Raw genomic sequence first — 21,214 nt, forward strand, 5'->3', positions numbered from 1 at the left:
ACTGACAGTGCTGACAGTGCTGGCAGTGCCAGCGGTGCTGTCGCGCCCCTGGTGTGCTCCGCGGCTGCGACCTGCGCTCCCCGCGGCCCGCTCGCCGTGTCGGGCCGGTGCGAAGTTCCCATCCTGTGCCGCACGGGCCCCGCGCACCAGGGCCGTGACGCTGTCCGCCCGCAACTCGTCCAACGTCACGGCGGGTCCGCGCAGTTCGCGGGCGAGCTGAGCGGCCAGACCAAGGCGTACCAGCCCCGACTCGCAGTCCACGACCACCGACGCCACGCCCTCGCCCGCCAACAGCCGCGCGGCGCGCGTGGCCTCGACCACCGGCTCCCTGCCGCCGGTGGCCCGGCCATCGGTCACCACCACGAGCAACGGACGGCGCGAGGGGTCCCGTAGCCGCTCCACCCGCAGCACCTCACGTGCCAGCAGCAGGCCGGCGGCCAGCGGGGTGCGGCCACCGGACGGCAGCTTCTCAAGGCGGGTCGCCGCCGCATCGACGGACGACGTCGGCGGCAGCGCCTGCTCCGCGCCCCGGCCCCGGAAGGTGATCATGCCGACCTTGTCCCGCCGCTGGTACGCGTCAAGGAGCAACGACAGCACCGCGCCCTTGACGGCGCTCATCCGCTGCCGCGCGGCCATCGACCCCGACGCGTCCACCACGAACAGCACGAGGTTGCCCTCGCGGCCCTCGCGTACCGCCTCTCGTAGATCGTCCCGGCGCAGCACGAGGCCGGTCCCGGAGCGGCCACGGGCCCGCTGGTGTGGCGCGGCGGCGCGCACCGTCGCCGTCAGGTGCAGTTTCGTCAGCGTGCCGTGCGGGCGGCGCGAGCCCGTGGTGCGTCCGTGCGCGGTACGCGCCCGCGAACGCCGCCCCGCCGCGCCTTCCCCGAGCCCGGGCACATTCAGCATCCGCGTCGCGAACGGTTCACCCGCGGCAACGGCCGCCCGCTCCGGCGCCGCGCCCTGCGCCTGCGCGCCCGGTCCCTCGCCGTCCTCGCCGGTGGCGGGGGAGGACTGCGCATCGGGCCCTTCCTGCGACTGGTCGCCGTCCTCGCGCTGGTCCGGAACTGGCGGCTCGGCGCCGGACTGACCGCTCCCGTCATCCCTGGCGCCCCCGGCGTCCCGCCCGTCGCCCCCGCCGTCCGGTGGGCCGTCGTGCGGCGGTTGGCCGCCACCGGGACCGTCCGGGTCCGAGTCGTCGCCCGGGCCATCGGTGGGCCCATCGGGCTCGTCGTCGGGCGACTCGGGTGCGTACGCGTCAAGGATCTCGTCGAGCTTGTCCTCGTCGAGGCCCGGTGCGTCGAAGGGGTTGCGGCGCCTACGGTGCGGCAGGGCGAGTAGCGCCGCCTGCCGTACGTCCTCGGTCGTGACCTCGGTACGCCCGGCCCAGGCCGCTAGCGCCGTCGAGGTACGCGCCGTGACGATGTCCGCTCGCATCCCGTCCACCTCGAACGCGGCGCACACGGCGGCGATCTGACGCAGTACCCCGTCGCCGAGCTTCACCTGGGGCAGCAGCGCGCGGGCCGCCGCGATGCGCTCCCGCAACTCGCCTTCGGCGCCGGCCCAGCGGGCCGCGAAGGCGGCCGGGCCCTCCTCGTAGGCGAGCCTGCGCCGCACCACCTCGACCCGCTGATCGGGCTCCCGCGAAGCGGCGACCTCCACGGTCAGCCCGAACCGGTCCAGCAACTGCGGGCGCAGCTCTCCCTCTTCCGGGTTCATGGTGCCAACCAGCAGAAAACGCGCGGCATGCCGTACGGAGACGCCCTCGCGCTCCACGTACGAGGAGCCCATGGCGGCGGCGTCGAGGAGCAGGTCGATCAGATGGTCGTGCAGGAGATTGACCTCGTCCACGTACAAGATCCCCCGGTGCGCGTCGGCGAGCAGCCCCGGTTCGAAGGACTTCACGCCGTCCGCCAGCGCCCGTTCGATGTCGAGCGCGCCAACGAGCCGGTCTTCGGACGCGCCCACGGGCAGCTCCACCAGGCGCGATGCCCGCGTGGTACCGGTGCCCGGCTCGTGCGGGCCGTCCGGGCACGCCTGGTCGGGCGTCGCCGGGTCACAGGAGAAGCGGCACCCGGCGACGGTGGCGATCTCCGGCAGGAGTGAGGCGATGCCGCGCACCATGGTGGACTTCGCGGTCCCCTTTTCGCCGCGTACCAGCACCCCGCCGATCGACGGCGATACGGCGTTGAGCAGCAAGCCGAGCCGCATGTCGTCCATGCCGACGACGGCGGTGAACGGGTAGGTGGCTGAGGTCATCAGCTTGTGCCCCTTTCGAGGGAAGAGCTCTGGCGGGGTGTGTCGGCGGCGCTGGGCTGGGTGACGGCGCCGGCGGTGGGCTGAGTTACGGCGCTGGGCCCGCCACCATGGGACTGCACTGCGTCCGGCACTGCGTGCGGCGGGGCGGGCGCGGGAGCGTTCGGTGGGGTGTCAGGAGGGGCGCCTGGTGCCCGCCGCGGGTGGCGCTCTTGGCGGGCCGTAGCGCTGGCGGCGCTGGCGGCGGGCTTGGCGGTGTCGGCGGTGAAGGCGGTGTCGGCGGGCGGGACGATGCCGGCGGGCCCAGTAGACCCAATGGACCCAATGGACCCAGCAGGCCCAGCAGGCCCAGCCGGTTCGGGTACGCGCGGCATGGCGGGTGCTCCCGGCGGTACGAAGGGCAGCCCGCTGGGCGGCCCCTGCTCGATGAGCCGCAGCAGCCCCTCGGTGTCGGCGTGCTCCTCGATCAGGTCACCGAGCCGGTCGAGCTGCTCCTCGCGCAGCGCGCCAAAGCTCGTATCGGGAGCCGGAACGAACCGCCGCCCTGCCGCCGCCGCGACCTCCCGCAAGAACGCCCGCCGAAAGCCGTCACTCTCCAACGAGCCATGCCAGTGCGTGCCCCACACGGAGCCGACCCGGCAACCATCCAAAAACGCCGCACCGCCGAGCACATCGGCGACACCATGATGAATCTCGTAGCCCTCTACCCGCTCGCCCAGCGCCGTGCCGACCGGCCGCGCGAGGGTCTTCTCGGGCGCGAACCGCACCCGCACCGGCAGTAGCCCGAGCCCGTCCACCGTGCCGGCCCGCGACTCGACCTCGTCCTCGATCCGCTCGCCCAACACCTGGAAGCCGCCGCAGATGCCCAGCACCGGCCGCCCCTCGGCCGCCCGCCGGGCGAGCGCGTCGGCGAAGCCGCGGTCACGCAGCCAGGCCAGGGCGCGCACGGTGCCACGGGTGCCCGGCACCACGACCAGGTCGGCGTCGGCCAACTCGGCGGGGTGGTCGGCGAACCGTACGACCACTCCGGGCTCAGCCGCGAGCGCGTCCACGTCGGTGAAGTTGGACATCAGCGGCACGGCGCACACCGCGACCCGCAGCACCTCCGCGCCCACCGGCGGCGCCACGGCCGCATCGCGCACCGCGCCACGCAGCGAGACCCGCAGCCCGTCCTCCTCGTCGATGCCGAGCCCGTGCGCGTACGGCAAAACGCCGTAGGTACGCCGCCCGGTCAGCCCCTGGAGCATGTCGAGGCCCGGTTCGAGCAGCGTCACATCGCCGCGGAACTTGTTGACCAAATAGCCCGCGACCAACTCCTGGTCCTCGGGCGCGAGAAGCGCCGTCGTGCCGAAGAACTGCGCGAAGACCCCACCGCGGTCAATGTCACCAACCACCAGCACCGGCAGTCGGGCGGCGCGTGCGATGCCCATGTTCACAATGTCCGTACGGCGCAAATTGATCTCGGCCGGGCTGCCGGCGCCCTCGCAGATCACCGCGTCGTACGTGCTGCGCAACTCCTCAAGGCACGCCATGACCGGCTCGAACAGTTGCTGCCGCCCGCCGTGCGCCAGGCCCTGTGCCGCGCCCGTACGCGTGCGCAGGTCGGCACCCGGCTCCCCGAAGAAGCCGCGGGCGCTGAGTTCACCCACCGGCTTGCCCATCAGGACGACCTGGCTTGAGCGGTCGCTGCCCGGCTTGAGCAACACCGGGTTCATCAGCGCGGTCGGCTCGATCCTGGCGGCCTGCGCCTGCATGGCCTGCGCCCGCCCGATCTCCGCACCCTCGCGCGTGACGAAGGAGTTGAGGGACATGTTCTGGCCCTTGAAGGGTGCGACCCGCACACCGCGCCGCACCAGCCACCGGCAGATGCCCGCGGTGACCACGCTCTTGCCGGCATCCGACGTCGTCCCGGCAACCAGCAGCCCACCACCCATGCGCCCGGCCCCCCTCATCGCTCCCCCTGGTGCGTGCCCACGGTGGCGGCGCCGTACGCGAGCCGCCCCGCGACGCTCACCACGAGGGCGAGGGTGCTCACCCGGCGCGAAAGCCGCACCGCCCGTTCGATGTCGGCCACCTGGACCGGTCGATTCGCGGCGCCGAGCACCGGCCGGTGCTCGACGCGCCCCGCGTACGCCAGCGTGCCGCCCAGCCGCACCCCGAGCGCCCCGGCGAACGCCGCCTCCACGGGGCCCGCGTTGGGACTCGGATGGCTGCCCGCATCGCTGCGCACGACGCGGCAGGCGCCGCGCGGGTCAGGACCGGCGAGCGCGGCGATGGCCGCCGTGAGCCGGGCCCCCGGCCAGCCGGCCACGTCATCGAGGCGGGCCGCTGCCCAACCGAACCGCCGGTAGCGCGCCGACTTGTGGCCCACCATCGCGTCCAGCGTGTTGACGGCCCGAAAGCCCAGCAGCCCGGGCACGCCGCCGACCGCGCCCCACACCAGGGCGCCGACCACCGCGTCGGAGGTGTTCTCAGCGACCGACTCCACGACGGCCCGCGCGATCTGCTGCGCATCCAGGGCCTGCGGGTCACGGCCGCACAGCCGCGGCAGCGCGGCCCTGGCCGCAGCGATGTCCCCGGTGGCCAGCGCGGCGCCGATCGCCTGCGCCTCACGGCCGAGCGTGGTCCCGCCGAGCACGGCCCAGGTGGCGGCGGCGGTCAGCGCGACCTCACCGGCGAGCGCCGCGGAAGGTCGGCGCACGGCGCGCGTCAGCAACGCCCCGCCCAGCACCGCGCCCCCCGCGCACAGCACGGTGTGCAGCGCGCCCCGGGCCCGGTCATCGCCCCACAGGCCCCGCTCCACGGCGCCGGCAGCGCGCCCGAAGGCAGCCACCGGGTGGCCCCGCCGCGGGTCACCTGTGGCGCGGTCGCAGAGGAAGCCGATGGCGGCGCCGTACGCGTACGCAAGATGGTCGGCACGCATCGCGTCAGTTCGCCGTCACGCCTCGAAGCGGCAGGCGGACGGGACACCGCGCAGGCCGCGCGAGGGCACCGGCACTGTCGGCACGGCAGCGGGCAGCGCCGAAGCCGCCGCGGGTGCGGGCATCGCCAAGGAACGCAGCGGGCACTGCACGCGGGGCTCCGGCGGCACCGGTAGCGGTGCGGCTACGAGAGATACGAGAAAGAGGCCGACCGGCGACGGTCGGGGAGGTGCGCGCGGCACGGAGCGCTCTGTGGCAGCAAGCCATGGCGATGGTGTCCTCACTCAGGGTCCGCGCCCTGGCTCGACGTGATCGGCGGCGAGAGTCTCCTGGCTCCCGGATCGACGCCGCCCCCGGCCTTCCAGCTCTCGATGTACGAGCCGTGGCCATGCGCTGGGGGAGCGCTCCCCGGTGACAGTGGCGGGACCGCGCCGGATTTCCACCGGCTTCCTCTCATGTCGCCGTTTGGCCCCGGCAGTCCACCACGCTCCGGGAAGACCCGTCAACTCGCAGTTGACCTGCCCAAGAGGAAGACCCACCGGGCGGAACGCACCCGAGCAAGGGCACGTCTGGCCCGATGGGCGGGGCCTTCGACGACGACGGGGTCGGCGCGCGGAGTCAGGCCACGATCAGATAGATCCCGTACGCCACCGCCGCCGCGCACAGCGCGAAGCACAGGTAGGCACCGGAGCGGCCCAGCGCGCTGGGGCCGGTGGCCCCTGCCGTAACGGTGCCGCTGCCGGCGCCGCTGCGGGAAGGCTTGGCGGAGGTGCCGACGATGCCGAGCGTGAAGACGCCCACCATGGCGACGGTCACCACCAGGCTGACGCCGAAGACCTGGCCGAGTGCGGCCCAGTCAATGTTCATGGCGATGCTTCCTTGTCGTCCGCGGGAGGTACCGCTGCTCTTCGTACGAACGCGGCTGGGGCGATGGCTAGACCGTGGCCTTGGCGGGCGCGGTGGCCGCGGCTGTAGCTGGGGTGACCGGAGTCGGGGTGGCGGGGATCGGAGCAGCTGCAATTGCGGCGCTCGGAACCGGAGCTGCGACGGGGGCTGCGACAGGCGTCGTCGTGACCGGTACGGCTTCGGTGGCCGACTGCGCGAGTGCGGCTCCGGTGGACGGCGGGGCGAGTACCGAAGGACCGGCAGCGCTCTCGGCGCCGCTGGTGTCGTTGACGTTGGTGTCGTTGACGTTGGTGTGGTCAATCGGCTGGCGCCGCGAGGCCACCCATATCGCACCGCACGCGATGGCGGCCAGCACGGCGACCATGGCGACGCCCCAGTTGCCCTGATCGGCCAGGAGCGCGGCGGCGCCGGCCACCAGCCCGGCGGCGGGCAGGGTCAGTCCCCAGGCGATCACCATTCGGCCGGCGGTGGACCAGCGCACCACTCCGCCCTTGCGGCCCAGGCCCGAGCCCATCACGGAGCCGGAACAGACCTGGGTGGTGGAGAGCGCGAAGCCGAGGTGTGAGGAGGCCAGGATGACGGTGGCGGCGCCGGTCTGGGCGGCAAAGCCCTGCGGCGGCTGAATGTCGGTGAGGCCCTTGCCCATGGTGCGAATGATGCGCCAACCGCCCAGGTACGTACCGAGCGCGATGGCGACACCGGCCGAGACGATGACCCACATCGGCGGGTCCGAAGCGGGCGCGACGACGCCACCGGTGACCAGGGCCAGGGTGATGACGCCCATCGTCTTTTGCGCGTCGTTGGTGCCGTGGGCGAGGGAGACCAGGGCGGCGGAAGCGATTTGCCCGGCGCGGTAGCCCTTGGCGGTGTCCTGCGGATCGCGGTCGCGGGCGATCCGGTAGGTGAGCCGAGTGGCGACCAAGGCGGCGATGCCGGCCACCAGCGGTGCGGCCACCGCCGGGATGAGGACCTTCATGACGACCGCGTCCCCGTTGACCCCGTCCATGCCGACAGAGACCAGCGTGGCGCCGATGAGGCCACCGAACAGGGCGTGCGAGGAACTAGAGGGCAGTCCCGCGAGCCAGGTCAGGAGATTCCAGACGATCGCACCGACCAACCCCGCGAAGATCACTTCGGGTTGAATGCCGGAGCCCTCATCGACGATGCCTCCGGAAATGGTCTTCGCAACCTCCACCGACAAGAACGCGCCGACAAGGTTGAGCACCGCCGACATGGCCACGGCCGTCTTCGGCCGAAGTGCCCCGGTCGAAATGGTGGTGGCCATGGCATTGGCCGTGTCGTGGAAGCCGTTTGTGAAGTCGAACACCAAGGCCGTGATGATCACGATCCCGATGAGAAGCGTGATGTGTTCCATTCACCCAGGCAATCGTTGAGGGGACAACGTCCCGGCGACCGTAAGGAGGCACAGTGAACGGAAGGTGAACTAGGTAGGGCATTGCGGTGACGGGATATGGGGGGTGCTTAGGTGGCGCCCCCAGGGGTGACCGGGGGGCCCTGTAACTCCCCTGGTCAGCGGCTTGTTAGGCGCCGCAGAGCGGCCATGGAACCGTTGTACATGTTCTGGTCACCTGGAAGCTTTCCACGGTTCGCGTGCTGCCAAAATGTGTATGCCTTCCAGCCTGCCGGAAGCGGGCCGGGGGTGCTGCTCCAACTCGCTAGCCACAGCGGGTGCCGGTCGGCGAAGGCCCTGCTCTCTCCGGTGCACTGGCGCCACCAGCGAGTTGTGGTATAGAGCACCGGATGCCGCCCCGTCTGGCGTCGGACCTCGGCGCTGAACGACGAAATCCAGCCCACCATCGCCGCATCGCTCAACCCGTAGCACGCCCGTTTTGTGTGGTACGGGTTCGACTCAAGGTCCAGCGCTGGCGGCAGCGACCAGCCGTCGTTCGCCGGCCGGCCCCCGTTGCGGAGGAAATGCGCGGCCTGGGCGGCGCCGGAGGAGGTGTTCGGGAGGGCGAAGTGGTACGCCCCGTGCAGCAGCCCGACGCTCCGTGCGCCGTTGTACTGCTGTCTGAAGTACGGGTTCCGGTAGGTGGTTGACTCGGTGGCCTTGACGTAGACGAACGCCGCCCCGGCGTTCCTGGCTGCCCGCCAGTTCACGTTCCCTTGGTGCGAGGACACATCGTGCCCGCGGGGTCGGTAGGCCCACCGGGCGGGTGCGGCCCCAGGCAGCGCCCTGGTTGGTCTTCCGAGCGCCTGCGCCCGGCGCGCGCTGGGCGCGGCCACAACGCGGGGGAAGGCAGCCGCGACGGGCGCGGCGGCGCGAGGTGGTGCGGCGGCTGGTGCGATGGCTGCGGCGGGTGCGATGGCTCCGGCCGCGGCGGTGGGGGTAGGCGCGGCCAGCGCGGGCACCCCGAGCGCGATGGCGCCCGCGAGCATCGCCCCGACGCCCCGCACGAGCCGCTGCCCGCGCCGACGCCGGTGCGCGCCCCGGCGCTCAAGCCCGTACGTGCCCCAGCGTGCGAACGGGTGGGGGCCCGGGCGCTCACGCCCGTACGCGTCCTCGTACGCACCCCCGTGCTCGTGCCGAGAGGTGCCTCGGTGTTCGTTCTCCTCCGTACGCGCTTCCGCCATGCCGTCGCTCTCCTCGCACTGGGTGCTCACACCGTTACTCGGAAAGTGTCGGAAAGTAGCCGTTACCCCTTGACCCTCAGCGCCCCACACCCGCCCTGTTGCACCCCTTCTTCCTCTTTTCCTCTTGTCTCTTTTTCTCCCGATCCCCTCCTTGGATCTTCTCGTCAGCTCTCGTCGGCTCTCGTCAGTCCTCGTCGGCTCTCAGCGCCTTCCGGGGTGTGCGGCATGCCACCGCCGTCCGGGCGACGGTGGGCCGACCTGACAGGATCGAAACCGGAGGTGGCCTGGATGGCGAGCGAAACGCAGGGGACGCAGGCGCAGCGGGGAACCGAACCGGCCGCGGCGGCGGAGCCGGCCGGAGCACGAGCGGCGGCGCAGCCAGACCTGGGGCGGGCCACTGCCCCGGCACCTGGCCCAGCCGCAGCCGAGGTGTGGCGGGCCTGGGACGAGGTGGTGGCCACGGCCCGGCGTACCACGGACGACGGGCTGGTCGTCGGCACATCAGGCAATGTCTCGGCACGCGTCGGCGACACGGTCCTGGTGACCCCGAGCGGCATCCCGTACGACGAACTCGGCCCGGATGACATCGTCGGCGTTGACCTCGAAGGCCACCCCTTGCTGGGGCACCGCCGTCCCACCAGCGAACTGCCGATGCACCTCGCGATCTACCGCGCCACCCACGCCCGTGCGGTCGTGCACACCCACGCCGTGCACGCCACGGCCGTCTCCACGCTCGTTACGGAACTGCCCGCCGTCCATTACATGATGGGAGCGCTCGGCGGCCCCGTCCGCGTCGCCCCGTACGCGCTCTACGGCAGCGATGAACTGGCCCGACACATGCTGGCCGCCCTCCGCGACCGCACCGGCTGTCTGCTGCGCAACCACGGCACGATCGTTTACGGGGACACTCTGCGTCAGGCGTACGACCGCACCGCGCAACTGGAGTGGATGTGCCGGGTCTGGCTGACGGCGGTGACCGTCCCGGGCCACACCCCCACTCTGCTCACCGAGGCCCAACTCGACGAGGCGACGCACCGCCTGCGTACCTACGGCCAACCGTCCAGCTAGCCGCGCCCGACCCACCGATCGAAAAGCGGCAGTTCCTCAGCGCCAGTCGCCGGTCACCCAGGCCAACAAGCGGGGGCGGGCCGTCCCGGGCTCGCACGACAGGATCGTTGCGGTGGAGACGAAGTCGTAAGTGACAAGCTGCTGGGCCGTCCCGTACAGGTCGCTGGTGACGTCGCCGGGCTCCCCGAGTTCCACCGGCTCGTCGGATGCGGTAGCCGATTCGGTGGCGCAGCCGACGTCGGGGAGAGGCTGACCGAGGTGCCAGCCGAAGACGAAGACGGCGTACAAGGCAGCGCTGGCGCCCAGGCGGCGCGGGGTTATCCAGATAGGCACCCACGGAGTGTTCCACGAAGGGGAGTTCGAGGACCATGCGCGCCCATGCTCGCGCCAGCGCGCGGATAGCTGGCAACTCGGGCCCTTCACAGCGACGCGTTTGCGCCATGGCGATCACGGCGACGGGCTCACCCGGTGACGGTCGTCCACTGGCCGGCTCGGGTCTGCCCGCCCACACTGGGGAGGATGCGTTCACGTACAGCGGCGGCAGTGGCCGCCACCACCGTGCTGGGTGCCGGGACGGCCGTGCTGGCCGGGCGGTACGCGAGCGGGGCTGCCCTCATGCCAGGTCGCCCGCTCCCCGGCGAACCCAAGCTCACCGTGCACTCCACCGCCGCCGGACACGTCACCTTGACCCGCACCCTCGCCACGCAGCGCCCGGGCATGTACGGACTGACCGGCGACGGTTGTCATGCGGCTGTTGGACCCGTCGTCGACAGCGCGCCGCACCCGCCCGACTGCGTCGTACGCCGCCTGGAGACGGTCACCCGCGGCACCCTGGAACCAGGCGCGCGGGTCTGGCTCACCCCGCAGGTGTACGCGGGCGACCCCAGCCAGGCGCTGGGCCTCGCCTACGAGAAGATTGACATTCCGGGCGAACTCGGCCCCCTGCCCGCCTGGTTCGTGCCCGCGGCCCGTGACACCTGGGTCATCACGGCGCACGGTCTGGGCGGCACCCGCGAGCACCCCTTGGTCGTCATGGACTTTCTGCACCGCAAGCAACTGCCGGTGCTCGATGTGGCTTACCGGGGGGACGCCGGCGCGCCCCGTTCGCCCGATGGCGTCAGCCGCCTGGGGCACACCGAGTGGCGCGACCTCGACGCGGCCGTACGGTACGCGACACAGCGCGGGGCGCGGCGCGTCGTGCTGTTCGGCTGGTCCACCGGCGCCTCCATGGCCCTGCACACCGCCATGCACTCCTCGCTGCGGCACCTGATCAGCGGGATCATCCTCGATTCGCCCGTGCTCGACTGGCAGACCACGCTGCGTGCGCTCGCCGCAGCCCGCGGCACCCCGCGCTTCCTGTTGCCGCTCGTGGTGCGTGCCGCGCAGGGCCGCACCTCGCTGCATGCGGGTCACCTCGCCGAGTTCGCGGATGTGAGCCGCTTGTCCGTCCCCGCACTGATCGTGCACGGACCCGATGACCATCTGGCGCCCTGGGCAACCTCCCGCGAACTCGCCGACCGCCGCCCCGACCTCATCACCTTGCGCAGCGTCCCGCGTGCGCCGCACGCGGCCATGTGGAACGCCGACCCCGCCGGGTACGAAGAGGCCCTGCGCCGATTTCTGACCCCACTGGTGTGAGCGCCGCCCGCATGGCAGCGCGCGCAGGTGGGTGCCCATGCGGGCGAGCGCGGTTCATCTTGTCGTAGTGCTGCCGTTGCCTGTTCCTCCTGCTGTCGTCGCCTGGGCGTCGCCGGGGCGGCTGTGCCGGGCGGGGCCGGGGCGCGAACGAAGCTGACACATGCGTCTCATCGCCCCCACCCGTTACGGGAACGCGGCCGGATGACCACCGATTGGGTTTTCGGGCCGTCAGGGGCAAGACTGCTCTTGTGACGTCCCGTACCCCGCGCGACTCCCGACTCCGACTTGTCCCTCACCGGCCGATCGCCGGTGCCCGCAGGGCAGTGCCGCAGCGCGGCACCCGCCCCGCGCCGCGACCACCGGAGGGCACTCCGCCACCAGCGGAACTCGCCCGCCAGGCACGGGCCTCGCTCGCCGGTGCCGTCCGCGTGGCCCGTTGGGCCGCCGCCGAGCCAGGCGGCGACGCGGCGCTGCGGCCAGGTGCGTATGGCGCCCTGTCCGACGTGGCCGCCGACCGAGCCGCCAAGGCCCTGGCGTTGACGCCGCTTCAGGTACGCACCGACTGGGATCGGGCCCGGCTCGCGGGCCTGATCGAACTGCACGGCGGCACCGCCCGGGCCGGCTGGCGGCTGCGCGCCTGGGACCGCGACGACTCCGCCGTGCTCCGCGGCTGGGTCGCGCTCTTCGACGCCTGGTCCATCGCCCGCCCCTGGCTTGCGGAGGGCCGGCAGCCACACGCCGAGGCCGGCGCGGCGGCCGATCCGGCCGCCGTAGCGGAAGTCATCGAGGCCGTACCGCAGTTGCTCTCGCTCCTTCAGCTCTCGGCGGGCCCCGTGGGTTTCCCCGCACTCCTCGACCTGCTCCGCAAGCGGGTCGCGGAGCTGCGTACGGAGCGCTGCGAGGTGCCGTACGGGCAGCGCGCCCCGAAATCGACGCCAGGCCCGGCGGGCCGCACGGCGGCGGCGCCAGCTCAGCCGTTGGCTCAGCCGCCGGCAGCCCTCGGTAGGGCCACGGCGCTCGCGCCGGACGACCCCGAAGCCGCCATCGGGCCGCGGGCCGCCACGGCAGGTGCGGGGGAGGGGCGCGCTACCGGTTCGCCCGAGTGCGACGTCCCCGAGGAGCTGCTGAGCTGGGCCCTGGACGGGCTCGCTGCTGTCGGCGCGCTCGTCGTGCGCGACGCGGACACGAAGGACCGCCGAGAGGCCGAGCTGACCGCGCTCGGCAACTGGGCAGTGTGGGTCAAACTGGAGCAAATCTGCGTCGCCGCACAGAGCCCCGCCGGGAACATCGAACAGCCCGCCGAGGACATGCTGCGAGGCTGCGCCCAGCTCACGCCGGGTCCGGCCCGCGCCGAGTACCGTGCTTGGCTTGCCGCGCGCCCGGTCGGCAGCGCGGTCGGCGAGTTGCTCGACGCGGCCCGTGGCGACGACGCACTGCTGCGCGGGCTGGCCTTCGAGGCGCTGCGCGTGGTGGGCGCCCCGGCCGAGCCCGCGGTGCGCGTCGCCGTGGATGAGTCCCGGCTACGGCCCTACGCCCTGCTGTGGCTCGCCGAACAGGCAGGCGCCGACCCGGAGGACACCCTGGAGGTGCTCACCCGCGAGGAGGCGACCTGGCTTTGGGTGGACACGGCCGCGGCGATCGCCGATCACGGGGAGATAAGACTGCTCGTACGCCATCTCGAATCGGCGGTCCAGGGCACGGTCCCCGCGCTGCTGGCCGAGGTCCGTGAGGTGGGCCACCCGCGTACGGTCCAAGTCCTGGTGGCCCTGGCAGCCGCCCACCCCGATCCGGCCCTGGCCAAGGCGGTCCGCCGCGCGGCGTTCCAGGTCCATACGGGCGGGGAGTAGTCCCTGCATCCCTAGGGCGGGGCGCAGCGTGCCGGTCCGCACGCCCTCCGGTGGCTGTTTGCGCACACATCCAGCCGCACCCGGCCGCATTCAGCTGCATCCGGGGCAGCCCCGCACCGCCTCGACGCCGCCGAGCCACCCGGCCTCGCGCAGCGCGGCCGGCCGCTCTCTCCTGGGCCTGCTGCTTCCGCCGAGGCTGGCCGCTTCCGCCGAGGCCGGCCAGCCTCCTGTGCCGGGCATCTGGTGTGCTGCTGCACACCGGATGTACTAGGCGCCCGGTGTGTAGGTCCTCAAGCTCCACACATTGCCCTCAATGTCGCGCGCCCGACTACGCGTCGCGGTAGAGCAAGGCCGGGTAAATCGTCGCGTGGCCCAGGGGAGTGCCTGCCATGTCGATCGCTTTTCCGGTGTGCTGACGGCGCCGAGCCCCTTTACTGTGACTCGCTTCACATTTTGACACCAAGGTGCGGCAACGCCTGGAGCGGCGCGTTCCTGTCGTACCCGAGGAAAAGCACTTGCCGGCCACCGCTACAGTGGTCCGTATGGCCATTCTCCTTGCGCATTAGACGGCTTCCGCCCGGCCCTCTCCCCTCGGCAGGGTTTCGTTGGCGTTCGTTGGCGTTTTGTTGGCGCTTCGCCGGCTGTCCGTCGGGGTGTTCGCCCGGGGTGCGTCGTCCGCCGCCGCCATCGCCCGGTGCGCTGCATGCGGCCGAGATTGCGCGCCTGTCCTTTCCGCCGTCCGTTTCCGCCCTGGAGTCTTCCCCGTGATCACCGCCACTGGCCTTGAGCTGCGCGCAGGCGCCCGAGTGCTCATCGAATCCGCCTCTTTCCGTATCGCCAAGGGTGACCGCATTGGACTTGTGGGCCGTAACGGCGCTGGCAAGACCACGCTCACCAAGTGCCTCGCGGGTGAGGGCACGCCCGCCGCGGGGAGCATCACCCGCTCCGGAGACGTCGGCTACCTCCCGCAGGACCCGCGCACCGGCGATCTCGACGTACTCGCCAGGGACCGCATCCTGTCCGCCCGCGGCCTGGACGCCGTACTGCGCAACATGCGCGAGAACGAGGACCGGATGGCGAACGGGTCGGGCGCCACCCAAGAAAAGGCGATGAAGAAGTACGAGCGCCTGGAGACGGAATTCCTCACCAAGGGCGGTTACGCCGCCGAGGCCGAGGCCGCGACCATCGCTGCCAGCCTGGGACTGCCCGACCGAGTGCTCGGCCAACCCCTGCACACCCTTTCCGGTGGTCAGCGCCGCCGCGTCGAACTGGCACGCATTCTCTTCTCGGACTCCGACACACTGCTGCTGGACGAGCCGACCAACCACCTCGACGCCGACTCGATCATCTGGCTGCGGGACTATCTGAAGACCTACCGTGGCGGCTTCATCGTCATCTCGCACGATGTCCAATTGGTGGAGACGGTCGTCAACAAGGTCTTCTACCTGGACGCCAACCGGGCCAACATCGACATCTACAACATGGGCTGGAAGCTGTACCTGGCGCAGCGCGAGGCCGATGAGAAGCGCCGCAAGCGCGAGCGCGCCAACGCCGAAAAGAAGGCCGCTGCGCTGAACACGCAGGCCGACAAGATGCGTGCCAAGGCCACCAAGACGGTTGCCGCGCAGAACATGGCACGTCGCGCCGAGAAGCTGCTCGCCGGGCTCGATGAGGTGCGGGCCTCCGACAAGGTCGCCAAACTCCGCTTCCCCGACCCTGCACCGTGCGGCAAGACCCCGCTGACAGCGGAGGGCCTGTCCAAGTCGTACGGCTCGCTGGAGATCTTCACCGACGTTGACCTCGCCATCGACCGGGGCTCCCGCGTCGTCATCCTCGGCCTCAACGGCGCGGGCAAGACCACGTTGCTGCGGCTGCTCGCGGGCGTCGAAAAACCCGACACCGGCGCCGTCACCCCCGGCCACGGCCTCAAGCTCGGCTACTACGCGCAGGAGCACGAGACGCTCGACCCGGACCGCACCGTCCTGGAGAACATGCGCTCGTCGGCGCCCGATCTGGACCTGGTGGCCATCCGTAAGACGCTCGGGTCGTTCCTGTTCTCAGGCGACGACGTGGACAAGCCCGCCCGTGTGCTCTCCGGCGGTGAGAAGACCCGCCTCGCGCTGGCCACACTCGTGGTGTCGTCGGCCAATGTGCTGCTCCTTGACGAGCCGACGAACAACCTCGACCTCGCCAGCCGCGGGGAGATCCTGGGCGCGCTGCGCACCTTCAGCGGCGCCGTCGTTTTGGTCACACACGACGAGGGAGCGGTGCACGCGCTCCAGCCGGAGCGGATCATCCTGCTGCCGGACGGCGTGGAAGACCTGTGGGGCCAGGACTATGCGGACCTGGTGGCGCTCGCCTGACGTTCACGATGTGTGCGCGGTTCGGCTTGATCCAAGCGTTCTGGATCATTCGGCCGAGGCGTGATCCTTCATCTGAGTGAGAAGGGCTCATCTTTCGGCGCGTCTTTATGGCCCGGACGTGCGCACGGAGCGTAGCGCCGGGTGCGTTCGAGGCGGTCCGCTCACGTCGCCTCTGACCTGCCGCTTCGCCGAGCACTCCGAATGGGCGTACGCGTACAAGCATCCGGAATCTCACGTTTCGGCGCCGCCAGAGCCGCCTGTTGGCCGGAAGCTCCTCACGCGGACCTTGTCGAATGGGTGGCCAGGAAGGCGCCTAGGGGTGATCATGAGAGTCCCATAGCGCACTTCCCATGAGGAGGCACGGGTGGCCGAGACTCTGAAGAAGGGCAGCCGGGTAACCGGCGCCGCGCGCGAAAAGCTCGCGGCAGACCTCAAGAAAAAGTACGACTCCGGCGCGAGTATCCGCGCGCTGGCCGAGGAGACGGGCCGTTCCTACGGCTTCGTCCATCGCATGCTCAGCGAATCAGGAGTAACGCTGCGTGGTCGCGGTGGAGCGACGCGAGGGAAAAAAGTTGCCTCGACCTGATCTGTAGTTTTCGTCCGAGATCGCGTCATGCCGCCGCGGCGCATGAGGTGCGTCGATGGTGGTACCCGGTCGGCGGTCCGGTCGGCCGAGTAGTTACTGTGCAGTTAAGTTACGGCAGTGACTGCTCGCGACCGACCGGAGGTTTCTGTGACCCTGCTCGACACGGACGGCGTACGCCTGACCATCGATGACGCCATTGCCACGGTGACCTTGACCAATCCGGCCAAGCGCAACGCTCAGACGCCCGCTCTTTGGCGGGCCCTGGCAAGGGTCGGGCAGTTATTGCCGGGCGATGTGCGCGTCGTGGTGTTGCGCGGAGAGGGAAAGTCCTTCTCCGCGGGCCTGGACCGCCAGGCGTTCACGCCCGATGGCTTCGACGGTGAGCCGTCCTTCATCGCCTTGGGGCGCGGCCCCGAGGCGGAACGTGACGCGACCATCGCCGAATACCAGGAGGCGTTCACGTGGTGGCGCCGCAACGACATCGTCACCATAGCCGCGGTCCAGGGGCACGCCATCGGTGCCGGCTTCCAACTGGCACTCGCGTGTGACCTGCGCGTCTGTGCTCAGGACGCTCAATTTGCGATGCGCGAGACCAGCCTGGGGCTGGTGCCCGATCTCACGGGCACCCAGCCACTGGTCTCCCTCGTCGGTTACGCCCGGGCGCTGGAGATCTGCGCCACGGGCCGCTTTGTGCACGCCGACGAGGCCGAGCGCACCGGTCTCGCCAACCTTGTCGTGCCCGCCGCCGAACTCGATGCGGCGACCCAAGACCTTGCCGCCGCGCTGCTGGCCGCCCCCCGCGACGCGGTGATCGAAACGAAGGCGCTGCTGCGCAGTGCGCTGGGCCGCACCCTCGATGAGCAGCGCGCGGCAGAGCGCGCAGCGCAGGGCCGTCGCCTCCAGGACCTGGCGGGTCTGGCCGAATAGCGACGCTGCGGTGTGACTGCGGTAGCCGGCGGTAGCGCGCGCTCGCAGCGCGCGCTAGCGGGCGGCGCGCGGACTCAGCCCGATCCCGTCCCATCCGGCGCTTCCACGGCCGTGACCAGCACGGCTACCGTCACCTGACCCGGCGCTTCGGCCGTCAGCACGGCGCCGACCATCGTTCGCACGGCGCGCGCGACCTCCACCGCCCGATGCCCCACCGACACCGCCACCTGCACCTGCACATGGCGTGCCGCCGGGGCGGCTGCCCCCGCAGCGCCGGGAGCGGGTCGGGGGCCAGGGCGTGGGTCGCGCACGTCAGTGGCGGCGTCTGTGTTCGTGCCCGCGTCCGCGTGGGCGTTCGCGTAGGCGCTCTCAGCTGCCGGGGCGTCGATCCGTACGGGGCGGGTCAGACCGCCCAACGCCGGCGCGAGCCGAGCGACGCCCGGTACGGCCGCGACGGCATCGGCGACGCGCGCCTCCGCTTCGGCGGCGCCGCTGGGCCCACGGTGCGCCGGAGCAGCCGGAGCCGGCACTCGTCCTTCGTCGGCGGCTCGGCCGGACCGTCCATCCGCGGCTTCCGTGTCCTTGCGGGCGCCGCCGCCAGTTGCCTCGCGCGCGCCTGCGCCGCCCGCCGCGCCCCCGGCTGCCCCGGCAGGCTCACCGGCGGGGTGCGCCTCGTCGTCCAGCAGACCCGTCACGCGTAGATCCACCGTCTTGACCACGAGCCCGAGCTGGTGGACCGAGGCGTCGTACAGCGTCTGGCGGAGCCGATCGGCCGCTGCGGGCAACGGCTGGTCCGCCGCCGCGAGGAACTCGCCCGCCAGTCGCAGCGGACCGGGCGACAGCGCGGTCGGCGGCGCCGGAACAGCGGGCTTGGCCACATCTGCCGGGTCGGCGAGATCGACGCTCAGCGCAGCGAGCCGCACCCCGGGCACCGCCGCAGCCGCGGCGCGCAACACCTCCGTAGCCGCGTGCTCGGTCAGCCAGGCGCCGTCCCGCGCCTCGCCAAGTGGCAGTAGCCTGCCGAGCCCCAGCTGCTGCCGTACCGCCTGCGCCAACCGGTCCGCCACCACGGCCCGCCACCCTTCCTGCCGTACGCACGCTTCGCCGTCCGCCGCTCAGCCTGCCGTACCCGATGGCGCGAGCTGGCCCCGACCCACCAGTCAGGCAGGCGTTCCCACGACTGCCACGCTCCAAGAGCGGTTCGCTTCAGACGTGCTTACGGTGGCATAAGGAACGGTCAGGCCGCTCCCTCCGCTCCGCATGGAAAGGGACGATGGGCGATGACGGACACGACACAAAAGCAGCAGACGGGGAACGCCGCTCCTGGAGCGTCGAGCCCCAAAGGGGGCGGCGCTCCGGCGTCCCGGGGCAAGACGACGATCGCTGACGGCGTCGTGGAGAAGATCGCGGGCATGGCCGCGCGAGATGTGCCGGGCGTGCACGCCATGGGCAGCGGCTTCGCGCGCACCTTCGGCGCGGTGCGGGACCGGGTTCCGGGCGGCGGCCGGTCCGTGACGCGCGGCGTCAAGGCCGAGGTCGGCGAGGTGCAGACGGCGCTCGACCTGGAAATCGTGGTGGATTACGGCGTATCCATCGGCGATGTCACACGCAGTGTGCGGGAAGATGTCATTTCCGCGGTCGAGCGGATGACCAGCCTTGAGGTGGTCGAAGTCAATATCGTGGTCAGCGACGTAAAGCTGCCTGACGAGGAAGAGGACGAGTCTGAGTCGCGGCTCCAGTAGTCGGGTCGAATCGGATCGGGAGACCCGGTGAGAGCCGGTGAGACCCGATGGAACCCGGTGAGGTGGAGCGGACGCAGTGGATGTAGTGAACACAAAAGGAGTTCACGATGAGCATGGCCGTTGTCGGCCTGGCCGCCGGGATGGCGCTGGGATTTGCCGGATACTTCGGCGGGTTCGGGGCCTTTCTGTTGGTGGCGGCGCTAGGACTGATTGGGTTCGTGGCCGGCAAATTCCTCGATGGGGAACTGGAGTTGGGCGACTTCTTCCGCCCTCGTGAGCGCGACGGCCGACGGCGGTGAGGCCGCGTGGTGCGATCTGGTGAACGGGGCTCGACTCGGATCGCCGACCGTGTCATCGCGAAGATCGCTTCGCAGGCGGCACGGGAGGCGGTGCGCGGCGCCCAAAGTACGCAAAGAGCCCCCGGCAAGCCGCCACACGCCGCCGTCGCGGTACGCGACCGACCAGGCCGCGACGGGCTGCGCGGCGAGGCCCGGGTGCGGGTCGCGGTGGAACTTGGCTATCCCTGCGACATCGGTGCCCAGTGTGGCGCCGTGCGTCGTCAGGTGACCGGGCGGGTAGGGGCGTTGGCGGGGATGGACGTGCGGGAGGTGGCGGTCACGGTCGAGCGGCTGCACGTACCGGCGTTGGAGGGCGCAGGCCAGGGGAGGGTGCAGTGAGCGACGAGGAACCCACTGCCGACGAGGGTGCAGGCGACGGCCGGCGCGAGCCAGACGGCGCATCGGACACCCGCGGAGCATCCGGTTCCGCAACGGGCTCTGGCCCCGCCTCGGGTGACGGCGCCCCGTCCAGCGATGCGCGCGAGGCGCGTACGGCCGGCCCAGCCGGCGCATCCAGAACCGGAGGCGCCCCCTCATCGGACGCCGGATCAGCTCCGGACGGCGTACTGGCGTCCAGTGCAAAGACGACACGGCGACTGCCGGTGTTGGAGAAGGCGCCCGCCGGCGGCAGCCGCTCCTCCCAAGGGCTCGCCTCGTCCACCGCCGAAGGCTCCCTGGGCGGTGGCGCGTTCGAGGCCGCCGCTTCCGACGCGGCGGAGTCAGACGGCGGCGGCACCACGTCGGACCAGACCACCTCGTCAGCCAAGTACACGCCCGCCCCCGGCGCCCACGAACGCGCTCGACGCTTTTGGTCCACCCGCCGCGTGCCCGCTGCGCTGCTCGCGCTCGTCGTACTCGGCGCGACCGGACTACTGCTGTACGACGTGTCGGCAGTGCGGGCCGACCGGCCCGCGATGCGCTGGCGGCGACGGCTCAGCGACGAGTTGGCCACCCGGTCGCTGGATGACGTGTGGATCGTGACCGGGGCGTCGATCGCCATGGCGCTCGGCCTGTGGCTGATCATTTTGGCGCTTACTCCGGGACGGCGCGGGGTACTGCCGATGCGCCCCGACACGCGGGTACGCGCCGGGCTCGACCGCTCGGCAGTGGCGCTGGTGCTACGGGACCGGGCCATGGAAGTACCCGGCGTGCGGGCCGTACGCGTCCATGCCGGACGACGCCGGGTCAAGGTGCGCGCGCTGGCGCACTTCAGGGAACTGGACGAGGTGCGCACGGACCTGGACGCCGCGCTCGACGACGGCATTCGGCAACTCGGCCTGGCCCGCCGGCCGGGCCTGCGGGTACAGGTTCGACGGCCGACGAAGAGATGAGGCGGAAGATGTCGGCGAAGCCGGTTCGGGTGGGACGGGCCAAGACGCGGGTCGTCAACCGGGTGCTCATGGCACTGGCCGGAGTGCTCTTGCTCGCCCTGGGGGCAGCCGTTTTGATCGGCGGGCTCGATCTGCAACGCCGCTGGAGTTTCAGCTTGCCCGGCAGCTGGCCCTTCGACGGGCCCGACGACGTACTGCTGACCCACGGCGACCGGCGGCGCTGGCGGGACGAGAACTGGTGGTGGCCGGTGGTCATCGCCGCACTCGCGCTGACCGTGCTACTCGCCCTGTGGTGGCTGCTTGCCCAGCTGCGGCGCCGGCGGCTGAGCGAGGTGCTGGTGGACAGCGGCGAGGGGGAGGGCGCGCTGCTGCGCGGCCGAGCCCTTGAGGGCGTCCTGAGTGCTGAGGCCGAGGCGATGGAAGGGGTCGAACGCGCCCACGTCACACTGCGCGGTCGCCGCACCGCCCCCGAGGCCCGGGTCAGGCTCGCCCTGGCCGCGCATGCCCAACCAGCGCAGACGCTGGCCACCTTGCGCGCCGAGGCCCTGGAGCACGCCCGCGCATCGGCCGGACTTGAGCAGTTGCCCGCCGAGGTCAGGCTGCGCGCGGTACGGCATCGGGCGGAACGGGTGAGCTGACGCGGCGATGCCCGGTGCCTGGCCGGGCACGCGGGCCGGGTGCGGGGCCGGGGGCGGGTGC

At 71.7% G+C, this 21,214-nt stretch carries 19 protein-coding genes, 1 pseudogene and 1 riboswitch; of the genes and pseudogenes, 11 read left to right on the forward strand and 9 right to left on the reverse strand.

Features of this window, described 5'->3' with window-relative positions; genetic code table 11:
- Nucleotides 1–126: 126 nt before the first annotated feature.
- The 7 genes and pseudogenes from FHS42_RS03365 to FHS42_RS38975 form a co-directional block, all read right to left on the reverse strand.
- Nucleotides 127–2,256: pseudogene (locus FHS42_RS03365) on the reverse strand (putative cobaltochelatase); the annotation flags it as partial.
- A complete protein-coding gene (locus FHS42_RS03370; protein WP_246494119.1) occupies nt 2,256–4,187 on the reverse strand; it encodes a cobyric acid synthase in 1,932 nt (643 codons plus the stop codon). The gene FHS42_RS03370 and the pseudogene FHS42_RS03365, both read right to left, overlap by 1 nt.
- A 14-nt stretch (nt 4,188–4,201) precedes the next feature.
- Entirely contained in the window at nt 4,202–5,176 is a 975-nt protein-coding gene (locus FHS42_RS03375; protein ID WP_184568935.1) for a cobalamin biosynthesis protein, read from the reverse strand.
- Between the two features lie 15 nt (nt 5,177–5,191).
- Nucleotides 5,192–5,416, reverse strand: a complete 225-nt coding sequence (locus FHS42_RS03380; protein WP_184568936.1) for a hypothetical protein — start codon at nt 5,414–5,416, stop codon at nt 5,192–5,194.
- Nucleotides 5,417–5,496: 80 nt separating this feature from the next.
- Nucleotides 5,497–5,627, reverse strand: a riboswitch (cobalamin riboswitch).
- A gap of 165 nt (nt 5,628–5,792) precedes the next feature.
- Nucleotides 5,793–6,041: a hypothetical protein gene (locus FHS42_RS03385; RefSeq protein WP_184568937.1), complete on the reverse strand. Its 249-nt coding sequence runs from the start codon at nt 6,039–6,041 to the stop codon at nt 5,793–5,795.
- 67 nt (nt 6,042–6,108) lie between these two features.
- Nucleotides 6,109–7,455, reverse strand: coding sequence for an inorganic phosphate transporter (locus FHS42_RS03390; protein WP_184568938.1), 1,347 nt, complete (start codon nt 7,453–7,455; stop codon nt 6,109–6,111).
- A gap of 155 nt (nt 7,456–7,610) precedes the next feature.
- Nucleotides 7,611–8,705 carry a lysozyme gene (locus FHS42_RS38975; protein ID WP_376772514.1) on the reverse strand — a complete coding sequence of 365 codons (1,095 nt, stop codon included), beginning with the start codon at nt 8,703–8,705 and terminating at the stop codon, nt 7,611–7,613.
- A 258-nt stretch (nt 8,706–8,963) separates the two neighbouring features.
- On the opposite strand from FHS42_RS38975, the gene FHS42_RS03400 reads away from it, so the two are divergent.
- Nucleotides 8,964–9,743, forward strand: coding sequence for a class II aldolase/adducin family protein (locus FHS42_RS03400; RefSeq protein WP_184568939.1), 780 nt, complete (start codon nt 8,964–8,966; stop codon nt 9,741–9,743).
- 36 nt (nt 9,744–9,779) lie between these two features.
- On the opposite strand, the gene FHS42_RS03405 is transcribed toward FHS42_RS03400, so the two are convergent.
- Nucleotides 9,780–10,076: a hypothetical protein gene (locus FHS42_RS03405; RefSeq protein ID WP_184568940.1), complete on the reverse strand. Its 297-nt coding sequence runs from the start codon at nt 10,074–10,076 to the stop codon at nt 9,780–9,782.
- 186 nt (nt 10,077–10,262) lie between these two features.
- Between FHS42_RS03405 and FHS42_RS03410 the strand changes: the two genes are divergently transcribed.
- The 5 genes from FHS42_RS03410 (at nt 10,263) to FHS42_RS03430 (ending at nt 17,104) form a co-directional block, all read left to right on the forward strand.
- Complete coding sequence (locus FHS42_RS03410; protein ID WP_184568941.1) at nt 10,263–11,381, forward strand: alpha/beta hydrolase; 1,119 nt, start codon at nt 10,263–10,265, stop codon at nt 11,379–11,381.
- A 248-nt stretch (nt 11,382–11,629) separates the two neighbouring features.
- Nucleotides 11,630–13,228, forward strand: a complete 1,599-nt coding sequence (locus FHS42_RS03415; protein WP_312866688.1) for a hypothetical protein — start codon at nt 11,630–11,632, stop codon at nt 13,226–13,228.
- A 764-nt stretch (nt 13,229–13,992) separates the two neighbouring features.
- Complete coding sequence (locus FHS42_RS03420) at nt 13,993–15,591, forward strand: ABC-F family ATP-binding cassette domain-containing protein (RefSeq protein WP_184568942.1); 1,599 nt, start codon at nt 13,993–13,995, stop codon at nt 15,589–15,591.
- A 364-nt stretch (nt 15,592–15,955) separates the two neighbouring features.
- Nucleotides 15,956–16,177 (forward strand): helix-turn-helix domain-containing protein, encoded by a 222-nt coding sequence (locus FHS42_RS03425; RefSeq protein ID WP_184568943.1) that lies wholly within the window; start codon nt 15,956–15,958, stop codon nt 16,175–16,177.
- A 147-nt stretch (nt 16,178–16,324) separates the two neighbouring features.
- Complete coding sequence (locus tag FHS42_RS03430; RefSeq protein WP_184569087.1) at nt 16,325–17,104, forward strand: enoyl-CoA hydratase/isomerase family protein; 780 nt, start codon at nt 16,325–16,327, stop codon at nt 17,102–17,104.
- Nucleotides 17,105–17,178: 74 nt separating this feature from the next.
- Here the strand turns inward: FHS42_RS03430 and FHS42_RS03435 are convergent, their stop codons facing one another.
- The gene (locus FHS42_RS03435) at nt 17,179–18,174 is read right to left on the reverse strand and encodes a nucleopolyhedrovirus P10 family protein (RefSeq protein ID WP_184568944.1); all 996 of its coding nucleotides are present in this window, start codon (nt 18,172–18,174) and stop codon (nt 17,179–17,181) included.
- A 210-nt stretch (nt 18,175–18,384) separates the two neighbouring features.
- Here FHS42_RS03435 and FHS42_RS03440 point away from each other — a divergent pair, with 210 nt between their 5' ends.
- The 5 genes from FHS42_RS03440 to amaP all read left to right on the forward strand — a co-directional run bounded on the left by FHS42_RS03440 (nt 18,385) and on the right by amaP (nt 21,153).
- Entirely contained in the window at nt 18,385–18,846 is a 462-nt protein-coding gene (locus FHS42_RS03440; protein ID WP_184568945.1) for an Asp23/Gls24 family envelope stress response protein, read from the forward strand.
- Nucleotides 18,847–18,953: 107 nt separating this feature from the next.
- A complete protein-coding gene (locus tag FHS42_RS03445; protein WP_184568946.1) occupies nt 18,954–19,145 on the forward strand; it encodes a hypothetical protein in 192 nt (63 codons plus the stop codon).
- Nucleotides 19,146–19,151: 6 nt separating this feature from the next.
- A complete protein-coding gene (locus FHS42_RS03450; protein WP_184568947.1) occupies nt 19,152–19,523 on the forward strand; it encodes an Asp23/Gls24 family envelope stress response protein in 372 nt (123 codons plus the stop codon).
- Nucleotides 19,524–19,750: 227 nt separating this feature from the next.
- Nucleotides 19,751–20,515 (forward strand): DUF6286 domain-containing protein, encoded by a 765-nt coding sequence (locus tag FHS42_RS03455; protein ID WP_376772523.1) that lies wholly within the window; start codon nt 19,751–19,753, stop codon nt 20,513–20,515.
- 8 nt (nt 20,516–20,523) lie between these two features.
- Nucleotides 20,524–21,153: an alkaline shock response membrane anchor protein AmaP gene (amaP, locus tag FHS42_RS03460; protein WP_184568949.1), complete on the forward strand. Its 630-nt coding sequence runs from the start codon at nt 20,524–20,526 to the stop codon at nt 21,151–21,153.
- The last annotated feature ends 61 nt before the right edge of the window (nt 21,154–21,214 follow it).

Origin of the sequence: Streptomyces zagrosensis, assembly GCF_014203645.1 — a bacterium.
Lineage (GTDB): Bacteria > Actinomycetota > Actinomycetes > Streptomycetales > Streptomycetaceae > Streptomyces > Streptomyces zagrosensis.